Source organism: Pseudoalteromonas sp. FUC4 (assembly GCF_008370255.1).
Classification (GTDB): domain Bacteria; phylum Pseudomonadota; class Gammaproteobacteria; order Enterobacterales; family Alteromonadaceae; genus Pseudoalteromonas.
This window is the reverse complement of sequence record NZ_SEUI01000008.1, coordinates 77,716-100,337: the sequence shown is the minus strand read 5'-3', so window position 1 is coordinate 100,337 and position 22,622 is coordinate 77,716. Positions and strand designations below refer to the sequence as shown.

24 protein-coding genes are annotated in these 22,622 nt (G+C 39.8%); 13 read left to right on the top strand and 11 right to left on the bottom strand.

What is annotated here, in order from left to right; all coding sequences use genetic code 11:
• Positions 1–45: 45 nt before the first annotated feature.
• A complete protein-coding gene (locus EU510_RS18465) occupies positions 46–987 on the top strand; it encodes a tetratricopeptide repeat protein (protein WP_149594666.1) in 942 nt (313 codons plus the stop codon).
• Between the two features lie 44 nt (positions 988–1,031).
• Here EU510_RS18465 and EU510_RS18460 read toward each other — a convergent pair whose 3' ends face one another.
• Entirely contained in the window at positions 1,032–1,937 is a 906-nt protein-coding gene (locus EU510_RS18460; RefSeq protein ID WP_149594665.1) for a DUF808 domain-containing protein, read from the bottom strand.
• Between the two features lie 144 nt (positions 1,938–2,081).
• Between EU510_RS18460 and EU510_RS18455 the strand changes: the two genes are divergently transcribed.
• The 4 genes from EU510_RS18455 (at position 2,082) to EU510_RS18440 (ending at position 5,441) form a co-directional block, all read left to right on the top strand.
• Positions 2,082–2,363 carry an MliC family protein gene (locus tag EU510_RS18455; RefSeq protein WP_149594664.1) on the top strand — a complete coding sequence of 94 codons (282 nt, stop codon included), beginning with the start codon at positions 2,082–2,084 and terminating at the stop codon, positions 2,361–2,363.
• Positions 2,364–2,573: 210 nt separating this feature from the next.
• Entirely contained in the window at positions 2,574–4,040 is a 1,467-nt protein-coding gene (ubiD, locus tag EU510_RS18450) for a 4-hydroxy-3-polyprenylbenzoate decarboxylase (protein ID WP_002960958.1), read from the top strand.
• A 109-nt stretch (positions 4,041–4,149) separates the two neighbouring features.
• Positions 4,150–4,863 (top strand): NAD(P)H-flavin reductase, encoded by a 714-nt coding sequence (fre, locus tag EU510_RS18445; protein ID WP_149594663.1) that lies wholly within the window; start codon positions 4,150–4,152, stop codon positions 4,861–4,863.
• A gap of 167 nt (positions 4,864–5,030) precedes the next feature.
• Positions 5,031–5,441 carry a CBS domain-containing protein gene (locus EU510_RS18440; RefSeq protein ID WP_024594621.1) on the top strand — a complete coding sequence of 137 codons (411 nt, stop codon included), beginning with the start codon at positions 5,031–5,033 and terminating at the stop codon, positions 5,439–5,441.
• Positions 5,442–5,495: 54 nt separating this feature from the next.
• On the opposite strand, the gene add is transcribed toward EU510_RS18440, so the two are convergent.
• From add to cyaY, 8 genes are all read right to left on the bottom strand, one after another.
• Complete coding sequence (gene add / locus EU510_RS18435) at positions 5,496–6,497, bottom strand: adenosine deaminase (RefSeq protein WP_039486862.1); 1,002 nt, start codon at positions 6,495–6,497, stop codon at positions 5,496–5,498.
• 127 nt (positions 6,498–6,624) lie between these two features.
• Entirely contained in the window at positions 6,625–9,312 is a 2,688-nt protein-coding gene (locus tag EU510_RS18430; protein ID WP_149594662.1) for a CHASE domain-containing protein, read from the bottom strand.
• A 51-nt stretch (positions 9,313–9,363) separates the two neighbouring features.
• Positions 9,364–10,473, bottom strand: coding sequence for a heme biosynthesis HemY N-terminal domain-containing protein (locus EU510_RS18425; protein WP_149594661.1), 1,110 nt, complete (start codon positions 10,471–10,473; stop codon positions 9,364–9,366).
• Positions 10,470–12,311 (bottom strand): uroporphyrinogen-III synthase, encoded by a 1,842-nt coding sequence (locus EU510_RS18420; RefSeq protein ID WP_149594660.1) that lies wholly within the window; start codon positions 12,309–12,311, stop codon positions 10,470–10,472. The genes EU510_RS18425 and EU510_RS18420 overlap by 4 nt, the downstream gene beginning before the upstream one ends.
• Positions 12,312–13,250 carry a hydroxymethylbilane synthase gene (gene hemC, locus EU510_RS18415; protein WP_149594659.1) on the bottom strand — a complete coding sequence of 313 codons (939 nt, stop codon included), beginning with the start codon at positions 13,248–13,250 and terminating at the stop codon, positions 12,312–12,314.
• Positions 13,251–13,285: 35 nt separating this feature from the next.
• Complete coding sequence (locus tag EU510_RS18410; RefSeq protein ID WP_149594658.1) at positions 13,286–14,263, bottom strand: DUF2914 domain-containing protein; 978 nt, start codon at positions 14,261–14,263, stop codon at positions 13,286–13,288.
• A 22-nt stretch (positions 14,264–14,285) separates the two neighbouring features.
• A complete protein-coding gene (locus tag EU510_RS18405; protein ID WP_039486876.1) occupies positions 14,286–14,942 on the bottom strand; it encodes an alpha/beta hydrolase in 657 nt (218 codons plus the stop codon).
• Positions 14,939–15,262 carry an iron donor protein CyaY gene (gene cyaY, locus EU510_RS18400; protein WP_002960979.1) on the bottom strand — a complete coding sequence of 108 codons (324 nt, stop codon included), beginning with the start codon at positions 15,260–15,262 and terminating at the stop codon, positions 14,939–14,941. Before cyaY ends, EU510_RS18405 begins: the two co-directional genes overlap by 4 nt.
• Before the next feature lie 157 nt (positions 15,263–15,419).
• Between cyaY and lptM the strand changes: the two genes are divergently transcribed.
• The 8 genes from lptM (at position 15,420) to EU510_RS18360 (ending at position 21,540) form a co-directional block, all read left to right on the top strand.
• Complete coding sequence (gene lptM, locus EU510_RS18395) at positions 15,420–15,614, top strand: LPS translocon maturation chaperone LptM (protein ID WP_002960981.1); 195 nt, start codon at positions 15,420–15,422, stop codon at positions 15,612–15,614.
• The gene (lysA, locus tag EU510_RS18390) at positions 15,615–16,868 is read left to right on the top strand and encodes a diaminopimelate decarboxylase (protein WP_002960983.1); all 1,254 of its coding nucleotides are present in this window, start codon (positions 15,615–15,617) and stop codon (positions 16,866–16,868) included. It abuts the gene before it with no gap.
• Between the two features lie 64 nt (positions 16,869–16,932).
• On the top strand, positions 16,933–17,763 hold the full coding sequence (gene dapF / locus EU510_RS18385) for a diaminopimelate epimerase (RefSeq protein ID WP_002960987.1): 831 nt from the start codon (positions 16,933–16,935) through the stop codon (positions 17,761–17,763).
• A complete protein-coding gene (locus tag EU510_RS18380; RefSeq protein WP_149594657.1) occupies positions 17,760–18,371 on the top strand; it encodes a DUF484 family protein in 612 nt (203 codons plus the stop codon). Before dapF ends, EU510_RS18380 begins: the two co-directional genes overlap by 4 nt.
• Positions 18,368–19,312 carry a tyrosine recombinase XerC gene (locus EU510_RS18375; RefSeq protein ID WP_149594656.1) on the top strand — a complete coding sequence of 315 codons (945 nt, stop codon included), beginning with the start codon at positions 18,368–18,370 and terminating at the stop codon, positions 19,310–19,312. The genes EU510_RS18380 and EU510_RS18375 overlap by 4 nt, the downstream gene beginning before the upstream one ends.
• A 10-nt stretch (positions 19,313–19,322) precedes the next feature.
• Entirely contained in the window at positions 19,323–20,030 is a 708-nt protein-coding gene (locus EU510_RS18370) for an HAD-IA family hydrolase (protein WP_149594655.1), read from the top strand.
• Positions 20,031–20,058: 28 nt separating this feature from the next.
• A complete protein-coding gene (locus EU510_RS18365) occupies positions 20,059–21,162 on the top strand; it encodes a retroviral-like aspartic protease family protein (protein WP_149594654.1) in 1,104 nt (367 codons plus the stop codon).
• A 21-nt stretch (positions 21,163–21,183) separates the two neighbouring features.
• Positions 21,184–21,540 (top strand): HopJ type III effector protein, encoded by a 357-nt coding sequence (locus EU510_RS18360; protein WP_149594653.1) that lies wholly within the window; start codon positions 21,184–21,186, stop codon positions 21,538–21,540.
• 10 nt (positions 21,541–21,550) lie between these two features.
• Here EU510_RS18360 and EU510_RS18355 read toward each other — a convergent pair whose 3' ends face one another.
• Positions 21,551–21,958, bottom strand: a complete 408-nt coding sequence (locus EU510_RS18355; RefSeq protein ID WP_149594652.1) for a GNAT family N-acetyltransferase — start codon at positions 21,956–21,958, stop codon at positions 21,551–21,553.
• A 306-nt stretch (positions 21,959–22,264) separates the two neighbouring features.
• On the bottom strand, positions 22,265–22,570 hold the full coding sequence (locus EU510_RS18350) for a DUF6482 family protein (RefSeq protein ID WP_149594651.1): 306 nt from the start codon (positions 22,568–22,570) through the stop codon (positions 22,265–22,267).
• Positions 22,571–22,622 lie beyond the last annotated feature (52 nt).

The window sequence follows — 22,622 nt, the reverse complement described above, 5'->3', positions numbered from 1 at the left end:
CGCTCCTTGTTTTACCTTTAGGTAATTAAACAAGGAGCGTGCTTTATGTTACTTTTCAATACTAGCGAATCATTTCCATATTTTGCACAAACAATACGCTGCCCACACTGCCAAAGTGACGCCTACCATTTAGTAAATAAAAGCCGTTATTTGCGATTTAGTATTTTGCCTATACTCGCCTTAAAATTAAGCTATAAACGCGAGTGCTATCAATGCGGAAAAAGCGAATCTTTAAAAATTAAACAGCTGCCATTAGCCGAAAAACTTAGCTTCCCTAAATACTTTATTGGCACCTTTTTATTACTATGGTTAGTCACCTTCTTTTATCAACAACATCTTGATACCGAAGCTCAAAAGCAAAATTACTTAAGCGCACCAAAGCTATACGATACCTACTTAGTGCAGGCTGATAAATTTACCCATGAACCTTGGACGCTTACAAACCTAAAAATTGCTCAAGTAATAAGTTTTGACGCGCAATTTACTACCTTTCAAGTAAGTAACTACAGCTATAAACGAAATAACAGTATTACGCTGGCAATGCGTACTAGCCAATTAGTACAAAATGACTATTTTTCAACTAAAACAATTACTCTCCCCCGCAATGAAATAAAACGCTTATATAAAGACGACGTTATTTACGACGTACTACGCCCTTATGCCAACAGCCTTTATGGCGGATTTGTGATGTTTCCCCCTAAACCTAAGCCATTATATAAAGGCTTAAAGCTCGATAAAAACAATCAACAAGGCATTATTTATTTTAAAGATGGATTATTTGTTGAAGCATTTGATAGCTTTAAATTAGCTGCCGAAGCGGGTTCTCAGTGGGGGCAATTAAATTTAGCGCAGATGTATCGTGATGGTGAAGGCGTAGAGCAAAATCAACAACAGGCTATTTACTGGTATAAAAAGGCTATTGAGCAAAAAAATACTAAAGCACAATTTGAACTAGAATCTCTTTGTGAAATAGCTGAATGCGGGTAAGTCGGTTTTTATAAAGCTGGCGTAGTAAATACACCAGCTATTAATTATTTTTTAAATAACTTTGTATAACCTACGTGAATAAGCACAACGACTAAACCGGCAATAACACCAAGTAAACCATCAAATACAAGAGGTGCTAATACTTCACCAGTACCGCCAGCAACAGACTGAGCATAGCTTGTTACATTTACTTGCGTATGATGCAGTAACTCAACGCCATGTACTAAAATACCACCGCCGACTAAAAACATGGCAATGGTGCCTGCAAAAGCTAAAAATTGCATTAATCTAGGTGCTGCAGCAAGTAAGCCTTTACCCAGTAACTCTTTAAATTTATTTGCTGACACTTTAGATTGGTTAAGTAAATAAAGCCCTGCATCATCCAATTTTACAATACCGGCAACCAAGCCATAAACGCCAATCGTCATTATAATAGCGATAACGCAGAGCACTAAAGTCTGGTTAAGCAATGTAGCGCCTGCCACCGTACCTAAAGTAATAACAATTATTTCAGCAGATAAAATAAAGTCGGTTCTTATTGCCCCTTTTATTTTTTGTTTTTCGTACTCAACTAAATCTAATTTCTCATCCTCGTCTACCGCTTCATTGTGATGAGGTAAAAACTTAGCAAATACTTTTTCAGCTCCCTCAAAACATAAAAACAAACCACCCATCATTAAAAGCGGTGTTATTAACCAAGGCAGCCATACGCTTATTAGTAAAGCGGCGGGTACGAGTATCGCTTTATTTAAAAATGAGCCCTTTGCCACAGCCCAAACAACCGGTAATTCACGCTCTGCTGCTACACCTGTAACCTGCTGTGCATTGAGCGCTAAGTCATCGCCTAATACACCCGCTGTTTTTTTTGTTGCTACCTTACTCATTGTCGCAATGTCATCAAGTAAAGTAGTTATATCATCTAATAACGTTAAAAGGTTAGTGCCTGCCATAAAGCTTCCCAGCTCAAAAAATATTGCTATAAACATAACGTAAAGCGTAATTTTCACCAACGGTTAATTTTGCTTTGTTATTCTCATATAAACAAAATAGATAAGTCATCTAAAAGCAGTGGCTTAAAAGTAAATGGAGGAATGATGAAAGTATATTTGTCTATAGTGGCCGGTTTACTTAGCTTAACGGCATGTAACGACCCGCAAATAAGTACCACCTACTTATGTGACAAAAGCACTGTAAATCTCAATGTTATTAATCAGAGCAATGCTGAGCTTACTTTCAATAATCATACTTATTTACTTAATCGAGAAAGAAGTGCATCGGGTAATAAATATATAAATGAAGATGTTTTATTTTGGGGGAAAGGTAACAACGCAATGCTAATAATTGCAGGAAAAAAATACCAATGCGTTACAGAGTAAAAAACAATATATTCGATTCAATGCTGAACTAATTAAAGTAATAGAGCGTACTGAGAAGTATAACCACCCTATAAAGCAAAGTTAAAAACTAATTAACTCATATATATTGTAACTGTATTGAGGGTACTCTAAGTTTTGAGTGCAAATAATGACTTGCCTTGCATGAACTGGGTATAATACTTTAACTCTTTTGCTTAATAGCGGCCCACAATGAAATATAAAGATCTACGTGATTTTATCGATTTGCTTGAAAAAAAAGGCGAACTTAAACGTATCACCCAAGAAATCGACCCGTATCTTGAAATGACCGAAATATCTGATCGCACCTTACGTGCAAAAGGCCCTGCGTTATTATTTGAAAACCCAAAAGGCTACGATATGCCGGTGCTTACCAACTTATTTGGTACACCAAAACGCGTAGCAATGGGCATGGGCCAAACAGATGTTAGCGAGCTTCGCGAAGTGGGCAAGCTACTCGCTTTTTTAAAAGAACCTGATCCACCAAAGGGTATTAAAGAAGCTCTAGGCGCTATACCTATTTTTAAGCAAGTGCTTAATATGCCTGCAAAAGAAGTTAAAAAAGCGCCTTGCCAACAAGTAGTTTTAGAAGGTGATGATGTAGATTTAACTAAATTACCTATTCAACATTGCTGGCCAGGTGATGCAGCACCATTAATTACTTGGGGCCTTACAGTTACCAAAGGGCCTTATAAAAAGCGCCAAAATTTAGGTATTTATCGCCAACAATTATTAGGCAAAAATAAAATAATTATGCGCTGGTTGTCACATCGTGGTGGCGCGCTTGATTTTCAAGAATGGTGTAAAGAAAACCCAGGGCAACCCTACCCTGTATCGGTAGCATTAGGTGCCGATCCTGCCACTATATTAGGTGCCGTAACGCCTGTACCTGACACTCTAAGCGAATATGCATTCGCTGGCTTATTACGTGGCAGCAGAACCGAAGTTGTAAAATCTATTTCAAATGACCTACAAGTCCCTGCCAGTGCAGAAATAGTACTTGAAGGTTACATAATGCCTGGTGAAATGGCGCCAGAAGGCCCTTATGGTGACCATACCGGTTACTATAATGAAGTCGATGACTTTCCAGTAATGACGGTTACTCACTTAACGCATCGTAAAGATCCTATTTATCACAGCACATTTACTGGCCGTCCGCCTGATGAGCCTGCTATTTTAGGTGTGGCACTTAATGAAGTGTTTGTGCCGATACTACAAAAGCAATTCCCTGAAATTGTCGACTTTTACCTTCCGCCTGAAGGGTGCTCATATCGTATGGCGATTGTAACAATGAAAAAACAATATCCAGGCCATGCTAAGCGCGTGATGATGGGAGTTTGGTCGTTCTTACGTCAGTTTATGTACACCAAATTTGTAATCGTCTGCGATGACGATGTTAACGCCCGCGATTGGGAAGATGTTATTTGGGCTATAACAACCCGAATGGATCCGGCGCGTGATACAACATTAATAGAAAACACACCTATTGATTATCTCGATTTTGCATCACCAGTCTCAGGTCTTGGTTCAAAAATGGGAATGGATGCTACCAATAAATGGCCTGGCGAAACCACCCGCGAATGGGGCGAGCCTATTGTTATGGATAAAGACACCAAAGACCGCGTAGATGATATTTGGGAAAGCCTTAATATTGTTTAAGTGTTTATATGTAAGTACATATCAGGCTATAAAATAACCCTGCAGATATGCTAGAATCGAGCTATTCGATTGCGTATCTGCTGTTACAAGCGCTGCTAAAAGGTAAAAAATGCAAACATTAAAAGCTGAAGTTGTAGCTATCAGCCCACTTACAGAATTTGTTCATAAAGTAATTTTAAAGCCACAACAACCGGTGACCTTTGAAGCTGGCCAATACATGCAACTCGTATTAGGCGAAAAAGACAAACGTGCTTTTTCTATAGCTAGTCGCCCTTCACAGTGCGATGCAATAGAACTGCATATTGGCGCCTCAGGTGCCGATTCGTATGCAATGCAATCGTTAGAGCATTTACGAAACGCCCATACCACAGGGCAGTTAGTAGACATTGAAGCTGGCCTGGGTATTTCACAGTTGCGCCTGCAATGTGAGCGCCCTATTATTTTACTTGCCGGTGGTACTGGTTTTTCATACGCAAAATCAATGGCTGATCATTTAGCTGAAATAAAATGCGACCGTCCTGTATTGTTTTACTGGGGCGTAAAAGAAGAATCTGCTTTATACGCACACACAGAAATGCAAGCATGGGCAGATAGCCATGAGAACTTTAAGTTTATTCCTGTAGTAGAAAATCCATCTGCTAATTGGCAAGGACACACTGGCTATGTACACAAAGCAGTAATGCAAGATATTGTGTCACTAGAACCATACGATATTTATATGGCAGGTCGTTTTGACATGATAGGTATTGTCCGTGATGACTTTATTACTCATGGTGCAATTCGTGAAAACATGTACGCAGATGCATTCGCATTTATCAAATAATTGAAATTTACTTTCAGTTATAAATAAAGGCACCTAATCGGTGCCTTTATTTTTATAACAACAAATATTTAATAGTTAAAACCTATCAACTCCATCAATATAAACAATTTCCTAAATCCCTATCTATAAACCATACTTTGTATAGAACATCAGCGGGAGAGACCCAAATGCTAAATACAAAAGTAAAAGATTTTATGCAACGCAAGTTGCCAAATATCACACCAGATACAGAAATGACGACAGCCATAGCAGAATTACAAAAATTTAAACTACTTGGCGCACCAGTATTTGATAAAGATAAATGCTTAGTTGGATTTATATCAGAGCAAGAGCTGTTAAAACCACTTACGCAAAGCAGTTATTTTTGTGATGGGATGGTTAAAGTATCGCAGCTTATGCAAACAGAGGTAGTGACCGTTAGCGGCGATACCAACATTATTGAGCTTGCACAGCAGATGCAGCCTGGTAAACCAAAAAACTACCCTGTTGTAGAGGGTGTTAAAGTAATCGGTATGATCAGCCGAGCAGACGTACTTAAAGCGCTTTACGATAATTACATAAGCTGCCAAACACACTAAATTGCAGATACAAAAATGCCGCTTATATAAAGCGGCATTTTTAATGCTCTTAAATTAACGTGCGCTAACGAGTGCTAAAAGTTCTTTTTTATCGCCATCGCTTAAAAATGCTATTTCTAACGCATTTTTTTGAGCTTTTTCCATATCAGCTTGAGATAAGCCAGCTTTAGGTGCAGCAACGGTATATTCATACTCAATTTCAATACCTTCAACCGCAGGATCATCAGTATTAATACACGCTAAAATACCATGATCTAAAAACTGTTTAAGTGGGTGCTTAGTTAAATCGTTTACTGTACTGGTTTGAATATTACTTGTTAAGCATGACTCAATACCAATACGGTTATCGCGTAAATAATCCATTAGTTTTGGATCTTCAATTGCTTTAACGCCATGCCCTATTCTGCTCGCACCCAACTCATTAATTGCTTGCCAAATACTTGGAGCACCAAGTGCTTCTCCAGCATGGACAGTCGAAGCTAAATACGCATTTCGTACTTGTTTAAAGTGCTCTACAAATAACTCACCCGGGAAGCCAATTTCGTCACCGGCTAAATCAACAGCAACTAAATCATTTTTAAATGCGAGTAATGCATCAAGCTCTTTTTGACACGTTTTTACGCCATAAGTACGCGATAAAATACCAATCAAGTTAGCTTTTATATTTGCACCTTTTGTTGCTGATTTAATACCATCAACAACTGCCTCTACAACGCCTTCTGGGTGTAAACCTTGGCTTTGTGCCATGTAGTAAGGGCTAAATCGAAGCTCCACATAATCAAGACCTTGTGCTTGTGCATCTTCAATGTTTTCAATTGCGATACGTCTACACGCATCGTAGTCGCCAAGCACAGTAACTCCCCAATCTAACTTTTGTAAAAAAGCCATGAGGTTTGGTTCAGGATCAATAACTTGAACATGAGGGATTAATGCTTCAACGTTATCTGCAGGTAGCTCTATATTAAACTGTCGACCAAGTTCTAATATGGTTTGCGCACGTACATTACCGTCTAAATGGCGGTGAATATCTAGCAAAGGTAATTTTCTATTGATCATAATAGCAACCCAGTTTAGTTAAATTTGCGCGCATGATACGCAGATACAGTTATTTTTCAAGTCTATATGATTTGCGGTAAGTTTTAGCGGTCATATGTCTGCTTTTTGTGCAAAAAAATGATACAGCTTATTTTCCTGATAAGTGATGCCAAAGAGTTTTAAAAAGCGTATTTGCATCAATAGGTTTGGTAATATAACCATTCATTCCACAGGCTAGTGCCTTATTAACGTCCTCGTCATGGGCGTTCGCCGATAGCCCTATTATGGGTAAATCAATTAACTCTAAATCACGACGAATTACTTTTGTTGCTTTGAGTCCATCCATTTTTGGCATTTGAATATCCATAAGAACAATGTCGTAGCTATTTTCGGCTAGCTTTTCTATGGCCTCAAAACCATCGTTAGCAATGTCGGCAATACAGCCTTTCGTTTTTAAAATAGCATTAGCAACATGCTGATTAAGTGGATTATCTTCTACTAAAAGTAATTTATAGCCTGTAAATGATAATGTACTTACGTCTATTTCGTTGTATTGCTGCTGAATTTGCTCTGCCTTTGGTAAAGGCGATATTAGCGGCAAACTAAATGTAAATGTAGAGCCTTTACCTTCATAACTAACTAAATCAATTGCACCACCCATTAACTCAACTAGTTTTCTGCAAATACTTAATCCTAAGCCGGTACCACCATATTGGCGTGAGGTTGAGCTATCAGCTTGCGCAAACGGTTTAAACAATTGTTTTTGTGCTTCGCTACTTATACCAATACCCGTATCGTTAATACTAAAATAAGTCATTTTTTTCGACTGCCAAATTTTCAGAGTGATTTCACCTTCCCCTGTAAATTTAACCGCATTATTGAGCAGGTTCAGCAGCACTTGTTTTAAGCGGATTGGATCGGTATTGATGACCAAATTTGATGTTTTATCAAAATCGAGACTTAACTTTATTGATTTAATATCAGCCTCAAATTGAAGTAAATTAAGCATTTCATCCGCTAAACTCGCTACATTAATAGGCTCTTGCATTAAGTCTAGCTTGCCTGCTTCCATTTTTGAAAAGTCGAGCACATCGTTTAATACCCTCAGTAAAACACCCAGTGCCCCATCTGCTTGCTCTATGTAACTTCTAGCTTGTTGCCAATCATTTTGCTGGAGCGCTAAATAATGCAGCCCTTTTATACCGTTAATAGGGGTACGGACTTCGTGGCTCATATTTGCTAAAAACTGCCCCTTTATATGACTCGCTTCATCTGCTTTTTGTTTTTCTTTGCGTAATGTATGCGTTTGCTTAGCCACTTGTTCGCGAATTTGTATGTTTGTACCAGTAACTGAAATCAAAAATGTAATCAGTAACCACACAAACAACATACCTACTATTTGTGCAAGCCAATATACTAACCAAGACGTTCTAACTATTGGCTCATATAACTCAACCTGCCACATACGTTTGCCAATCAACAATTGATATTCTTTAAATAGCGCTTGCGAATTAGCGGTATCTGCAATATAAATTGCCTGCTTTTTCCCTGGTATCGTTGTGTCAAAAAAACTAGCTGAAATTGAGTTGTTGTGATCAAATAATAGTGTTTGCGATAAGCGTTTCAGGCTGACAATCGCTGCCACAAAGCCTTGAAAATCATCTTCGGTAGAGGACTCTCCAAAAACAGGATATAAAAAAAGCACACCGTGTTCGGCTGTATTTTGGACCAAATTAATTGGCTCACTTAGTGCAAGTTCATTAAGCTCTTTCGCTTTGCTAAGCGCTGCACCTCTTACTTTACTAGAAGCTAAATCAAACCCTAAAACATCTTCATTACCTTTTAAGGGATATACGTACTTTACTGGAAAGTAATTACTACGCGTACCTGCAGGTTGCCAAGCTCCATCTAGTGACTTTTCTTTTATATATAGAGGTTTGCCTGTGGCTGGATTTTCATGTGTCTCAAAATCTGCGAGTTTATTTGCTGGTATATAAGGTATCCATTCAAAAGCTAGAATTTCTTGGCTGTAGTCCAACTGCTTTGAAGTAAATTGTTTAAACTCTTTAAAATCCACGTCACTACTACTAGCAAAAAACGTAGCTAATAAGCCTAAATGAGCAGTAATACCATCGAGCTTTTGGCTTATAGCATTTTGCACAGAAAGTATTTTGGCTTCTTGCTTTTGAATATCTTTTTCTTTTTTAACACTGGCAGCGCCATAAAAACTAACGCTGATCAGTATGTAAATTAATAGCGAGGGTAAAATTACCAACATACGGTGGCGTACTTGTGTGTAATTAAAAGCGGCGAGTACTAAAGGTGTAAATATAAGTACGCCAATACTGTCGCCAATCCACCATGCTATAAAGTTATCAAAAATAGCATTGGTCGGAATCACATTATTCAATGCTAATAAACTTGTTCCTACACCTGCAGCAATAACACAACATATTGGCCCCGCTACTATTAAGCTTTGAACACTGTGTTTTAAAGAGGATAAATCCAACGGCGCTTTTATAACATTCACTATAATTTGTCGGCCAATCCAAGCCTGTAAAACAGAGGCTAAAGTAATGCCTATAGCTTGTAAAAGCACAATAAAATGAAAAATATCTACGGTGTGTTCAAGGTGAATTAAGTTAGTACAAAAAGCCCCAATAATAAGGCCAATAAATGACTTACGTCCCCAAATTAAAAAGCTGGCTAAAGCAATTCCTGAGGGCGGCCAGGAGGCGACCGCATAGCCATCTACAGAAAGAAGTGAGTTGCTAAAGTATCCTGTAAAGAAGTAAGCACAAGCCAAGCTAAGGGTTAATATTAAAAACTTTCTCAAAGCTTGTGCTCCTGAACTACAAAAAATGCTAAGTAGTTATAGTGTAGTCATTTATTGATATAAAACGAGCGCCTTTTCTGCCTGTGCACTATTTTTATAACTCAACACAGCTTGTTCAGAGAACTGTTTTTTATTTTCACTATTCAGTGCTTTATCAAAAATTCTAGCTGCTAAGTCATAATCACCCTTAGCATTAGCAAGGCAAGCTAGCGCAAGTAATAGTGAATTATTTGAATCATCCTTCTTAAGCCGTTCTTGAATGCTTATTTGCAACTTAGCTGCATCGGCTGCTGTTGCTTTACTTAATATATTGGCAAGCTCTAAGTGTTGCTCATTGTGCTTAACCATCTTAATTAAGTCACTTTCAATAACAGCCAATTGACCTGCTTGCGCCATTTGCATTAAATATGCGGTGTGGGCATGAGCTTGCAGCTTTTTCGGTAGCTGTTTATATTTTTCACTCAGCTTGTCTGCATCTAACGCATTAAAATAAGCACTAAATAACTGCGTCCACTGTGCATCAGTAAGTACTTTTTTGCGCAGTAAACGCGGCAAAAAGTCTTCCAGCGCACTAAAGTGTTGTTGCTGTACTAATACCTCTGCATACAATTTCAGCTCAAGCGCAGTCGCTTTTTTAGCTTCAGCACTTGCGCGCATTTGCGATTCAATTGCACTGCTATCACCACTTGCGAGCCAAAGTTTTGCCACTTTTAATTGATGCTCTGGGCTTATTTCAAATAAACGCTCAAGTGCTTTATCTGTTTGATTATTAGCAAGCGCTGCTTTTGCAAGTAATGCTAAGCGAATATCTTCAAACTTATCTGGTACGCTATTACCCGATAAAGCCTGTTCTACATGCTCGTAATCATCATTAATAGCACTCCACAACGCCTGTTCAATAGCTGCTTGTTTGCGCTCTTGGCTACGTGCAAAAAAGCCATGCTTAGTATTATGATAAATCGATAATAAATAACGAATTAACTTATATGTTAAATATAAAACAACAGCGGTAATGACTGCCATTATACAAAACGATACTATCGTGCCTTCTATCGTCGTATTGTTAAATGAAATAAGTACATAACCTTTTTCATCTAGAACGAATGGAGTAACCGCTAGTACAACAACAATAGCTACAATTAAAATAATTAGCCCTATCATTGCGCCCACTCCTTAACCTTTTGTGTACTGTTTAAGGTTACTTTTTGATTAAAGTTAAGCTGCTCTTTTTCAAGTTTAGACAACGCTTTAAGTACCGTTTTAGTTGTGTCATCGTCTTGCTTAAAGTACTCACCAACTAAACGTTTTGCTTCACTTAAGGCGCTAAAGAAAATACTCGCCTGCTTACTCATAAGTGCATCTTGTGCCTGAGTTATATTAAGCTTGATTCGTTGATTTATTAAATGGCGCTCTTGATCCGTAAGTAATGGCTCAATGGAAACACCCTCGTGCTGACGAATAGTAATAAAGCTATCCACAATTTTATTCCAGCTATTACTCAAGTTTTGCTGCCAATCACTCACGTCACCACTTAAAGCATTTTCATCTATTACAGCTGCTTCTTCTGGTAAATTAACTGCATTAAAAACTAAGTCGTCAATACTGCTTAGTACACTGTTTAGCTGTAAATAAATAGCCTCTGTTGCAACAGGTTTAAGGCTATCAAGTGTTTGTATATCTTGCATAATCGCTTGGCGAACTTCAACTGTTCCTGGGTGCTCACTAAGTAATCCATCTAAGCGTTTTAAAACAGCACTAGTGCCTTGGTAGTCTTTTTCAGCCCATAGTTTAAACTCAGCCATACGCTGTAAGCTGGTTACTTCTTGCGGGTTTAACGATGAGCCTTGTTGCTGCGCCTTTTGCAAAGCCGCTTTTAGTTCTTGCTGATTTTGAACTGCACTTTCATTTAGGGCTGCGGCAACTTTTTCTTCACTATTAAACAGCGCTTGTTGCAAATTAGATTGCGCCGATTTAAGTGCTTTCAGCTCCTGGGTGAGTAACTTATTTTGCTCGCTTAACTCATTAACGGCTAGGTTTTGCGCCTTACCAGCATTTAATTTTTGATAAAACTCGTATCCAACACCAGAGGCCACAATTAACGAAATAAGAAGCGCAAGTACTGCAACCTTACTTATTTTTTGTTTACTTTTGTCTGCCGTATTTTTTGTAGCTGTAGGCTCTTGCTTAGTTGATTTAGCAGAGGTCGTGTTAGCTATTGTTGGGGTGGCTTTTTCTGCCGTTACTGGCTTTGACTGTTCGCTCATGTTGCTACCTTGCTGATTTATGCAGGTAAACATAGCATTATCGCTAGCCCCTGCTGCAATGTGTATATTAGCCGAACTTACCTGTTGCAGCTTTAAATAAGCGGCTATACGCTCGCTAGCAACATAAAATCGGCACTGTTGTAACCATTGTAGTTGGTGTGCAGTAAGGCTTTTAAATATAGCATCAACTGCTGCATTACTTGTTATGACTATACCGTGTACATTCTGACTTTTCCAGTGGTCTGTCCAGTTAGGGGTGATACTCTCTGTGGGTTCACGTTTGTACACAACACAATTATTTAAAAAAGCACCGCGCTCTTTGAGCGTTTTAGCTAACTCAGGGCGGCCACCTTGGCCCTTAACTAATACTATATTACAGCCATCCACCTCGGCGAGTGATTTAAGCGCAAGTAACCCTTCTGAATCATACTGCTTTGGTACTGCTGCGCGCACACCAAATTGCTCATATATAACATCGGCTGTTTGTTGCCCAACCGCATAAAACTGCGCTTTGGTATTTATATCTGGTTTTAATTGCGAAAGTGCACTGACTGCATCTTGCGATATAAATATTATTTTATCTGCATTTAATAGTGGACTAAGCTCAGTGCTGGAGGGTGTTAAATGCGTTATTTTTAATACCGGAAATAAAGACGCCTGATAACCCGCTTGCTCAAGTTGCTGTGCAAGGGCTGCGCCTTTTCCTTCGGGCCGAGTTATCAGAATATGTGTCATTTATGCGTCTCTATAAACTTCAGCTAATATTTTGTCTGCACCTTGAGCTAGTAATTTTTTAGCAAGCTCAATACCTAGTTTTTCTGCGTCATTTACATGGCCTGTTACTTCGTCGCGTAAAATTTCGCTGCCATCAACAGCACCAACTAAACCACGCAAATGCACTTGTTCGCCATCAACCAATGCATAAGCACCAATAGGAACTTGGCAACCACCTTCTAAATAGCGATTCATCGAACGCTCTGCGTTTACGCGAATACGTGTTTGTGTATGCTCAAGTGGTGCAAGTAATGCTTTTGTTACTTCATCATCAATACGACATTCAATACCTACAGCGCCTTGCCCATTTGCTGGTAATGACACTTCTGGCTCAATGTAGTCAGCAATACGCGACTCCATTTCTAAACGAATAAGCCCTGCAGCCGCTAAAATAATAGCATCATATTGGCCGTCATCTAATTTACCTAAACGCGTATTTACATTGCCGCGTAAATCACGAATATCTAAATCAGGGCGAAGTGCCTTAATTTGGCACTGGCGGCGTAAGCTTGAAGTACCAACAATAGCGCCTTGTGGTAGGGCACTTAAATTAGCAAAATTGTTTGATACAAACGCATCGCGTGGATCCTCACGCTCACAAATAGTATGCAGTGCTAGCCCTTGAGGAAACTCTACTGGCACATCTTTCATAGAATGTACGGCAATGTCAGCTCGGCCATCTAGCATGGCTTGCTCTAGTTCTTTAACAAATAAGCCTTTACCGCCAATTTTAGCCAATGGCGTATCTAAAATTATATCCCCTTGCGTCGACATTGGGACTAATTCTACGCGCACATCTGTATGAAAACGCTCAAGCTCTGCTTTTACAAATTCGGCCTGCCAAAGTGCTAGAGCGCTTTTGCGCGTTGCGATGCGTACTAATTTTGTTTTTTCTGTCATAGGGGTATCCAATTAATTACTGCGTTTAGCCAGTTTTAGTCAGCTAAAATTCTAAATTCTTTTTGGGCAATTAAATTACCTTGCTCATCAACTACATCAACACGCCAATGACCTGTTTGTGTGTTCATGATATTTTTTGTTGAGTACGTTCTGTAACGAGGCGAAGTAACATTAAGTGTAATTTCAGCCATCGTTTCACCTTCAAACGACCAAACATGCTTAACTTGCTGGCCTTGAAGGTTTTTAATCTCGCTAAAAAACGATAACCCTTCCTCAAACTGGCTTAACCTAATATCAGCAGCAAACACATTAGTAGGCTCACGCTTACTTACTTTACGAGTAAGTACCGCACGACTAATTTTACCCGTGTCTATTTGCGCGCCCAATGCCACACTTGCCACATGTGCTGTAGAGGAAAAACCTTCAGTGCCACTCAATGCGCCATCATCACTTTCTAACTCTAAAAGTAAGTCACTTTGACTAGCAGGCTCAGTTACGTTTTGGGCTTCTGCGGTTTCTTCTTGCACATCATTATCAAGGTTTGAGTTTAACTCTGTATTAATACTTTCGCTTTGATCAGTAACAATATCGTTGTTAGCCAACAAAGCCGGGGGATTATTTACAAGGTCTACTTCGACAGGTGTATTACTTGAAATGCTTAGTTGAGTCTCATTTTGCTCAGCTAACAAAGGTTCAACACTCGTTTGAGTTACCTCTGCAGACTCAGCTGGGGTATTGTTTACTGATGATTGAGGCTCAACATCCATTACCTCATCGCTTGTTTGGTTTTCAGCGTTACTGCTGAAACTTAAGAATTGCTCCTGCTCATTTGGGTGCTCACCTTGCTCTGCATTAACAGAGGTGGTTAAGCCATAAACAACTGCTGCAGAGGTCATTAATACCAACATAGCAATACTCACAATACGACGCCAATTCCACTCGTAGCTTACCGTTGGTACGCTCTGTTGTAATTCGCGTTTAACATTTGCTTTTATAACTATTTTTTGACTCATATTGACCTCAGCGGTTCCAAAATTAGCTTAAACGAGCAATTAACCATTGGCGAATAGCTTGCAATTCTTCTGCGCAAACTTGATGAGCCATTGGATATTCTTGCCAGCTTACATCCATGTTATGTGCTGTTAATACTTCAAACGCATTTCTACCCGCACTGTGCGGTACAACGTTATCTTGGCTACCATGAGCCATAAATACGTTTAAATCAGAATGCTTTGCTTCATCAGCAAATTTGTGTGGCACACACATATAAGTAGAAAGCGCCATAACACCCCCAAGCTTTTGCTCAAAGCGCGGCGCTAAATGCAAAGACACAACACCACCTTGAGAAAAACCAGCTAAAATTATTTTATTAGCAGGAATGCCATTAGCAATTTCTTTATTAATTAACTCTTCTACCTTTGCAGCAGAATCTCTTACGCCTTGTTCATCGGCACGCTTATCTAATTCTATAGACTTAATATCGTACCAAGAGCGCATTTCCATACCACCATTTATGGTGACCGGTTGCACTGGCGCATGCGGAAAAATAAACCGTATACCAAGCTCGCTTGGTAAATTTAGCTGCGGGGCTACTGGCGCAAAACCATCCCCAGAGTCACCTAAACCATGTAACCAAATAACCGTTGCTTTGTGTTCACTTTGGGCTGCATATTCTACAAATTCTAAACTCATAGTGATGATTGCCACTTAACTTCTTGGCCTGCTTGGCGAGTTGAGGCTTCATTTATAAACGCCCAAAATTCAGCGCCAGAGCGGTTATCAATCCATAACCCATCACGCATTTCAAAATGATGTCCGTTAAACTTAGTCGCAACCCATACTTGATGAAGAGGTGCTTGCTTATTGATCACTATTTTACTTTTATCAGGAAAAATAATTTCTAAAATACCTTGTGCCGATTCATAATCTAAATCAGCTTCGCAATCATCAACCTGCTCTTCAATAGTGAACATAAGAGCTTCGGCTAATTGGTGATATTCGTGTTCAGTCATTGTTATTTCCTTTGCAGGCGAGCCGCCTAATATTGGGTACGTTTTAGCTTTAAAAGTATGCAGCTAGTGTAACAGGAATAAAATCATCCGCGAATAGCTGCATTTTTTAGATATTCTGTTACTCTGCGATTATAAAGCCAGCAACCGTATTAATCTAATGAAAGCGACACATACCTTACAATTAAAAAGACTATTAATAAGCACTGTACTGTTAAGCGCCTTAGCTGGCTGCGGACAAAGCGGTCCGTTATATTTACCAGAGCAACAAACAGAGCAAAACCAACCTCAAAATACAGCTAAACCAGCCACTACCGCTGAGCAAGCTAAAACATCGCAAAGTCAGGAGCAATAAATGGATTATTTTAACTACAAAAACAACCAATTATTTGCCGAAGACGTCAGCGTAGCAAGCATAGCGCAGCAATACGGCACGCCCTGTTATGTATACTCGCGTGCTACATTTGAGCGCCATTACTTAGCATTTGCTAACGCCACTAAAAATCATAAAAGCTTGGTATGTTACGCTGTAAAAGCAAACTCAAATATTGCCGTACTTAATATATTAGCGCGCTTAGGATCGGGTTTCGATATTGTATCTAAAGGCGAACTAGCGCGTGTAATTAAAGCGGGAGGCGATGCTTCTAAAGTGGTTTTTTCAGGCGTGGCTAAAACGTCTGACGAAATAGCTTACGCATTAAAACTGGGCATTAAATGTTTTAATGTAGAGTCGGCGTCTGAGCTTGAGCGTATTTCTGAAGTGGCTTGCGAGCTTAACCTAGAAGCGCCTATTTCTATTCGCGTAAACCCAGACATAGATGCAAAAACACATCCGTATATTTCTACCGGTTTAAAAGAAAATAAATTTGGTATTGATATTCAAACAGCAGTGAGTGTTTATCAACAAGCAGCGGCTTTACCTGGTTTAAAAGTAATTGGTGTCGATTGCCATATTGGCTCTCAATTAACGCAAGTTAGACCTTTTTTAGAAGCCCTTGATAAATTAATGGCGCTTATTGATGAGCTAAAAACTAACGGTATTGAGCTAACTCATTTAGATATTGGCGGCGGTTTAGGTGTGCCATACGACAACGAGCAACCACCACACCCAAGTGAATATGCAGCGCAAGTTACCGAACGCTTAGCTAACTACAAACATCTTGAACTAATTTTTGAACCAGGACGCGCTATTGCAGCTAATGCAGGTATTTTGGTCACTCAAGTTGAATTTATTAAACAAAACCAAGACAAGTTTTTTGCCATTGTAGATGCAGGTATGAACGACATGCTTCGCCCTGCGCTTTATCAAGCGTGGCAAAAAATTATTCCGGTATCCGTTCGCGACGACGAAACACCTACTCACAACTTTGATATTGTGGGTCCGGTGTGCGAAACCGGCGACTTTTTAGGAAAAGACCGCGAACTTGCGCTTAAACAAGGCGATTTACTCGCACAACGAAGTGCGGGTGCATATGGCTTTACAATGAGCTCAAACTACAACTCGCGCCCGCGTGTTGCAGAAATTATGGTAGATGGTCAGCAGCATCACCTTATTCGCGAACGCGAAACTATTGAAAGCCTTTATCAAGGTGAGAAAGTTTTACCATAAACGTTTTTGTCTACTAGCTGCTCTGTGGCATGATTAGCACAGAGCAAAACCGAATTAGAGCGCTATGTTAGTTAATTTTTCCAAAATGCACGGCTTAGGTAACGACTTTGTTGTGATTGATAACATTACACAAAATGTTTTTTTGTCGCGAGACCAAATCAAAAAACTGGCAGATCGCCACTTTGGCATTGGCTTTGACCAATTGCTGATGGTTGAAGCACCATATTCACCTGATCTCGACTTCCATTATCGAATTTTTAATGCCGATGGTACCGAAGTAGAACAATGCGGTAACGGCGCACGCTGTTTTGCCCGCTTTGTACGCATGAAAGGCCTTACTAACAAGCACAAAATTAGTGTATCGACTAAGTCGGGCAACTTAACGCTCTACATAGAAAAAGACGGTCAAGTAACTGTTAACATGGGCCATCCTAATTTTGAGCCAAGTAAAATTCCGTTAAAAGCCAGCAAACGCGAGCTTACTTATATTATTAGAACGCAAGAACACACTGTGTTTAGTGGCGCGGTATCTATGGGTAACCCACATTGCGTGCTAGAAGTTGACGACGTAACCACCGCGCAAGTTGATATATTGGGTCCATTACTTGAAAACCACGAACGCTTTCCGCAAAAAGCGAACATTGGCTTTATGCAGGTTGTATCGCAAGAACACATTAAGCTAAGAGTGTGGGAGCGCGGCGTTAACGAAACCCTAGCCTGTGGCACAGGTGCGTGTGCAGCAATGGTGATTGGTCATATGCAAAATAAATTATCAACAACCGTTCAAGTAGATTTGCCGGGCGGTACTTTGCAAGTGCGCTGGAGTGGTGAAGGTCACCCGGTACGCATGACTGGTCCCGCAGAGCATGTTTTCGACGGACAAGTAGCACTATGAGCGAGCTAAGTACAGAGCAGGTTATTAATTACTTACAGCAACATCCTGACTTTTTAGTTCATCACCCTGAGCTACTCGCACAACTTGAGCTGCAACAGCAAGCTCAAGGTGCAACGTCACTAGTACATATTCAGCAACGTCAATTACGCGAGCACAACACGCTTTTAAAAAGCCAAATAGATGCTATGAGCAAGCATGCAACGCAAAACGAGCTCGTATATCGTTTGTTTAGCCAATGTCATCGCCAGCTTTGGAATCATGACGATTTTGACACTCTTGCAAATAATCTACGCAATATAATCTGCTCAAGTGAAGATGTTAACGACTGCAAATTAGTAAAATACAATCCCGAGTACGACGAGCTTATTGCGCATCGCCTTACCCATTCTGGGCATTATTTAGGGCGAATTAATAAACAAGAGCGCGAACAATTATTTAGTGAAGATACACAATCCGTCGCTATTTATTTAATTGGCGACACCAAGCACCCTATCGCTATTTTGGCGTTTGGTAGCAATAACGTAAACCATTTTGAGCCCGCGCAAGATAACCTGTTTGTGCTCGACTTTATAAACGCATTACACCTGCGGTTACAAAAACTAGCATGAGTGGCGATGCGCCTAATATTACCGCGCTAAGCGACCACTGGCGTACACCCATAACGCTATTTAGCGATTATTTAAAGTTTGAAAAACAATATTCAGCGCACACAGTTAATCAATACGTAAGCCAACTTGGCTTTGCAGCCCTATATTTTAGCAAACTATGTGATGACTGGTTTGGCGTACAAGGCGAACATATTCGCCGCTACAGCATGGCACTGCGATCAAAGCAATTAAGTGGCCGTACAATTAGCTTAAAGCTCAGTTGTATTCGCAGCTTATATAAGTTTTTAAAAGCAAAAAATATTGCCGAGCAATCGCATTACCATAATCCGGCTATAGGTATAAAAGGCCCTAAGTTTGCAAAGCCCCTACCTAAGAATCTCGATGTAGATCAAATGGCACGCTTGCTCGAAATACCCGACGACGAACCTCTCGCTATTAGAGATAAAGCAATGATGGAGTTAATGTATTCTTCAGGGCTGCGTATAAGCGAGTTAGTTGGCGCTAACATGCAAGATATTAGCGCTGCCAATGGTGAAATTTTAGTGCGTGGTAAAGGCAATAAAGAGCGATTAATTCCGGTGGGCAAAAAAGCGTTAGACGCATTAAAAAAATGGCTCACAATACGCCCTCAGTTTGCAAAGCCCGATGAAATAGCAGTATTTTTAAGTAGCCAAAAAAACCGTATTTCGATTCGCCAAGTGCGCCTACGCATGCAAGAGTGGGGAATAAAACAAGGTATTAGCTCGCAGGTTCACCCGCATAAGCTGCGCCACTCGTTTGCGTCACATATTTTAGAATCATCTGGTGATTTACGCGCTGTGCAAGAATTACTAGGGCACAGCAGTTTGTCGGCTACACAAGTGTATACGCATTTAGATTTTCAACATCTAGCCAAGGTGTACGACAACACTCACCCTCGTGCAAAAAAACGAACTGATTAGGTAAATAAATATGATCCGATTTAATCGTGCTATTAAGCCATTTTCTGTCATGAGCTTTGATTTAGACGACACTCTTTACAACAATCACCCCATTATAAAAGCAGCGGTTAAAGCGCAGCAAGATTATTTAAACGCGCTCCCTAGCTACTTAGCCCATGGCCCAAAATACTGGCAACAATGCCGCAATGAAGCCGTATTACAGTTACCTGAACTTGCTGATAACGTCACTAAATGGCGCCAACATACATTGCGCTTAGCCCTTTCTAAACTAGATTTGAATGAGCAAGAGGTAGAGTACCATGCCGATGCTGCCTACAACGCCTTTGCCGATGCGCGCAGTAAAATAGTGGTAACCGACGACGTACTAAAGCTGCTAGATAACTTAGCCCAGCACTTTACGCTGGTTGCTATAACTAATGGTAATGTTGAAATTGAACGCTTTAACTTACACAATAAATTTTCGCTCGTGTTACAAGCCGGTATGCACGGTAAAGCAAAACCTCACAGCACCTTATTTGATAAAGCCGCCGAGCACTTAAACGTTGCTAAAAGTGAAATTTTACACATTGGCGATAGCCTAGATACCGACGTACAAGGCGCAAATAATGCCGGTTGCCAATCGGTATGGTTAAACGATCAAGGCGCCAATTATGCTTATAAAGGGCTGGCTGATATTGAAATAGCCAATATTCATGCCTTAACGCACTTTATTAAATAATACCAATTGCATTAAATAAGAGGTCACAATGAGCCACTATACCAAGCTAATTACCTTGCTATTAATTGGCTCACTTAGCCTTAACGCTTATTTATTGTGGCCGCAGCCCGCGCCAACCAAAGTACAAAAAACGCAAGGTGCTGAAAAAAGCATATCGCCTAAACAACAAAATACGCTATTAAATACGGCAAAGCAGCAGTTTAAAAAACACCAATTTGAAGCCGCACTTAGTAGCTATCAACAACTCAAAAACAGCAATCCAGAAATCGCAAAAAACCTTTATTCATCGTGGCTGATACAGCTTAAAACATGGCTAAATAGCAATTTATTACTCAGCGAATCATTTCTCAATGCGCTATTAAATAACAGCCCTTATAACGTAGAGTTACTTAATTTACAGGTTGAGTATTTAATAAATAGCGAGCAAACACAAAATGCCATTATTGCTTTATTTGAGCTTAATTCATTACAACCTGCTGATCAGCAAAGTAATGTAAATACACGTTTAAATACGCTCACTCAAAACGAATTACACACATTAACTGAGCAACAAAATTGGCAAGCTATTATTGAGCAAACACAAATTTGGCTTGATTATAAAAGCGATAACGCGCAGTTTTTATATCCGCTTGCGTATGCCTACTATCAGCAAGGCGATTTAATTAGCGCACAAGCAACCCTTGATCGAATGCCAAACCAGCACAATCTAAAAAGCCAAGTGCAAACACTGCAAGCGATGATCAATAAAGCACAATCGCAAGACGACTTTGTTGCTTTAACGCCTTACGGCGCGCATTACTTAATAAACACCGAAATAAATAACAATCTATCGACCGAACTAATGATTGATACAGGCGCAAGCGTAACCTCGCTACCTACAAATATTATTGAGCAAATTTCGCCACGACCTTTGTATTTAGGCGATGTAACGGTCAACACAGCTAATGGTCAAATTGTTGTAAAGCGTTATCAAATTGAATCGTTTAAAGTGGGCTCGCAAATTATTTATGGTTTTGAAGTGTTGAGTATTGAAAACACCCGTGGGCAAGGTTTGCTAGGAATGAATTTTTTATCGCGATTTAAATTCAATATAAATCAGCAAACAGATGAGCTAGAGTTGAGCGCTAAATAATTAAAAATCCAAAGGTAACACATGACACTAAATAACTATTTAAAAGCACTTGCTGAAAACCCAAAAAGTATTCAATTTACCGATACAATGGCCGTGATAGAAGCAAATTACGACTTTACTGCATGTGGCTTTAATAACCATGGATTACTTAGCGCTGCGAGTGAGAACAACGGCTCGTGTAAAATTTTTGCGTTTGCTAAATTAAACGATTTAAGTAAACAAAATACGTTGGATTGTTTTGGTAAGTTTTACCGAGAAGACGTGCTGCAAAACCCTAAAGGGGATGATCACATGAACATTCGCACGTTTATGTTAGCACCAGAGGCAACACCTTTTTTAGGTATTACCTTTGAAGGCGAGCCACTAAAAGAAAAATAGTCAGCAAAAATTAAAGTGGCTTTTCCATAAAGTAACGCGTACCTGAGCGTGGGTAATTATTAAGTTGATACTTAACACTATAACCGCGCTTTTCATAAAAGGGTTTTGCTTGAAAATCAAGTGTATCAAGCTGAGCAGTTGTAGCACCTAGCTCAATAGCTGCTTGTTCAAGTGACGTTAGCAGTTTATCTGCAAGCCCTTTACCTCGCGCACTATCGCTACACCAAAGCCAACTAATCATCAGCCAATTTCCAAACACACACCCACTAATACCGGCAACAAGCTCGCCCTGCTCATCAGTAAATTTATAGCCTAATGGCACTCTTTGCGCATCAAAATGCTGGGCGTTAAATTCAACCATTTGTTCGCGGAGCGCTGAGTTTAACGCATCGGTATTATCTACTTTTAATTGATACATTTATCGCCCTTAAAAAGCGGATACTAGGGCCTGTTTATCTTTCGAGGTTAAATTTGCAGCAGTATGTTTGGTATTTAGGCAAGGCAGAGCCTATGTAGTGTGGTTATTCCCCATAAATAGGCGATAACGTAGCACAAATGCCAAACATACGCTGCCCGAAGGGTTCTGCCTAGGGGCAATTTACTCTTTGTTGCTCGGTTTTTACTTAGCCCACTAGGTCACAAACCTCGCGCCGCGATTAAATAGCCCCTAGATTGAACAAATTTTAATCCTGAAAGGTCAACAGGCCCTAGCAAATTAGCTCAATCAATACAGATTATTTTTACCATAAGGTACTTCAAGCATATTGCTGCTGGTTTTATCCGGCTGGCCGCACATTTCGTCGTAAGCGCTTGTTTGCCTTAACATCATCTGTGCGTACGCTATTTTTTCAAAACGCTTTTGTACATGCAACGGACTAAGAGCTCTTAAAAACTCACCGCTGTCTTCTGTTACATAATATTCAACGTTATTAATCATTATCGATACTTGATAAAGCGCCATATCTAACGAGTGAACAATGACTTTTTGTAGCGGCTCGTGCTTTTTTAACTGTGAAAATTTAATACCCATCTTGGCTACCTTTTTATATTTAACCTGAGTTCTTGTTATTTAGCATTATCGA

Coding starts and splice junctions, on each gene's coding strand:
- EU510_RS18465 (WP_149594666.1), top strand. CDS start 46: ATGTTACTTTTCAATACTAGCGAATCATTTCCATATTTTGCACAAACA.
- EU510_RS18460 (WP_149594665.1), bottom strand. CDS start 1,937: ATGGCAGGCACTAACCTTTTAACGTTATTAGATGATATAACTACTTTA.
- EU510_RS18455 (WP_149594664.1), top strand. CDS start 2,082: ATGAAAGTATATTTGTCTATAGTGGCCGGTTTACTTAGCTTAACGGCA.
- ubiD (WP_002960958.1), top strand. CDS start 2,574: ATGAAATATAAAGATCTACGTGATTTTATCGATTTGCTTGAAAAAAAA.
- fre (WP_149594663.1), top strand. CDS start 4,150: ATGCAAACATTAAAAGCTGAAGTTGTAGCTATCAGCCCACTTACAGAA.
- EU510_RS18440 (WP_024594621.1), top strand. CDS start 5,031: ATGCTAAATACAAAAGTAAAAGATTTTATGCAACGCAAGTTGCCAAAT.
- add (WP_039486862.1), bottom strand. CDS start 6,497: ATGATCAATAGAAAATTACCTTTGCTAGATATTCACCGCCATTTAGAC.
- EU510_RS18425 (WP_149594661.1), bottom strand. CDS start 10,473: ATGATAGGGCTAATTATTTTAATTGTAGCTATTGTTGTTGTACTAGCG.
- EU510_RS18420 (WP_149594660.1), bottom strand. CDS start 12,311: ATGACACATATTCTGATAACTCGGCCCGAAGGAAAAGGCGCAGCCCTT.
- hemC (WP_149594659.1), bottom strand. CDS start 13,250: ATGACAGAAAAAACAAAATTAGTACGCATCGCAACGCGCAAAAGCGCT.
- EU510_RS18410 (WP_149594658.1), bottom strand. CDS start 14,263: ATGAGTCAAAAAATAGTTATAAAAGCAAATGTTAAACGCGAATTACAA.
- EU510_RS18405 (WP_039486876.1), bottom strand. CDS start 14,942: ATGAGTTTAGAATTTGTAGAATATGCAGCCCAAAGTGAACACAAAGCA.
- cyaY (WP_002960979.1), bottom strand. CDS start 15,262: ATGACTGAACACGAATATCACCAATTAGCCGAAGCTCTTATGTTCACT.
- lptM (WP_002960981.1), top strand. CDS start 15,420: ATGAAAGCGACACATACCTTACAATTAAAAAGACTATTAATAAGCACT.
- lysA (WP_002960983.1), top strand. CDS start 15,615: ATGGATTATTTTAACTACAAAAACAACCAATTATTTGCCGAAGACGTC.
- dapF (WP_002960987.1), top strand. CDS start 16,933: ATGTTAGTTAATTTTTCCAAAATGCACGGCTTAGGTAACGACTTTGTT.
- EU510_RS18380 (WP_149594657.1), top strand. CDS start 17,760: ATGAGCGAGCTAAGTACAGAGCAGGTTATTAATTACTTACAGCAACAT.
- EU510_RS18375 (WP_149594656.1), top strand. CDS start 18,368: ATGAGTGGCGATGCGCCTAATATTACCGCGCTAAGCGACCACTGGCGT.
- EU510_RS18370 (WP_149594655.1), top strand. CDS start 19,323: ATGATCCGATTTAATCGTGCTATTAAGCCATTTTCTGTCATGAGCTTT.
- EU510_RS18365 (WP_149594654.1), top strand. CDS start 20,059: ATGAGCCACTATACCAAGCTAATTACCTTGCTATTAATTGGCTCACTT.
- EU510_RS18360 (WP_149594653.1), top strand. CDS start 21,184: ATGACACTAAATAACTATTTAAAAGCACTTGCTGAAAACCCAAAAAGT.
- EU510_RS18355 (WP_149594652.1), bottom strand. CDS start 21,958: ATGTATCAATTAAAAGTAGATAATACCGATGCGTTAAACTCAGCGCTC.
- EU510_RS18350 (WP_149594651.1), bottom strand. CDS start 22,570: ATGGGTATTAAATTTTCACAGTTAAAAAAGCACGAGCCGCTACAAAAA.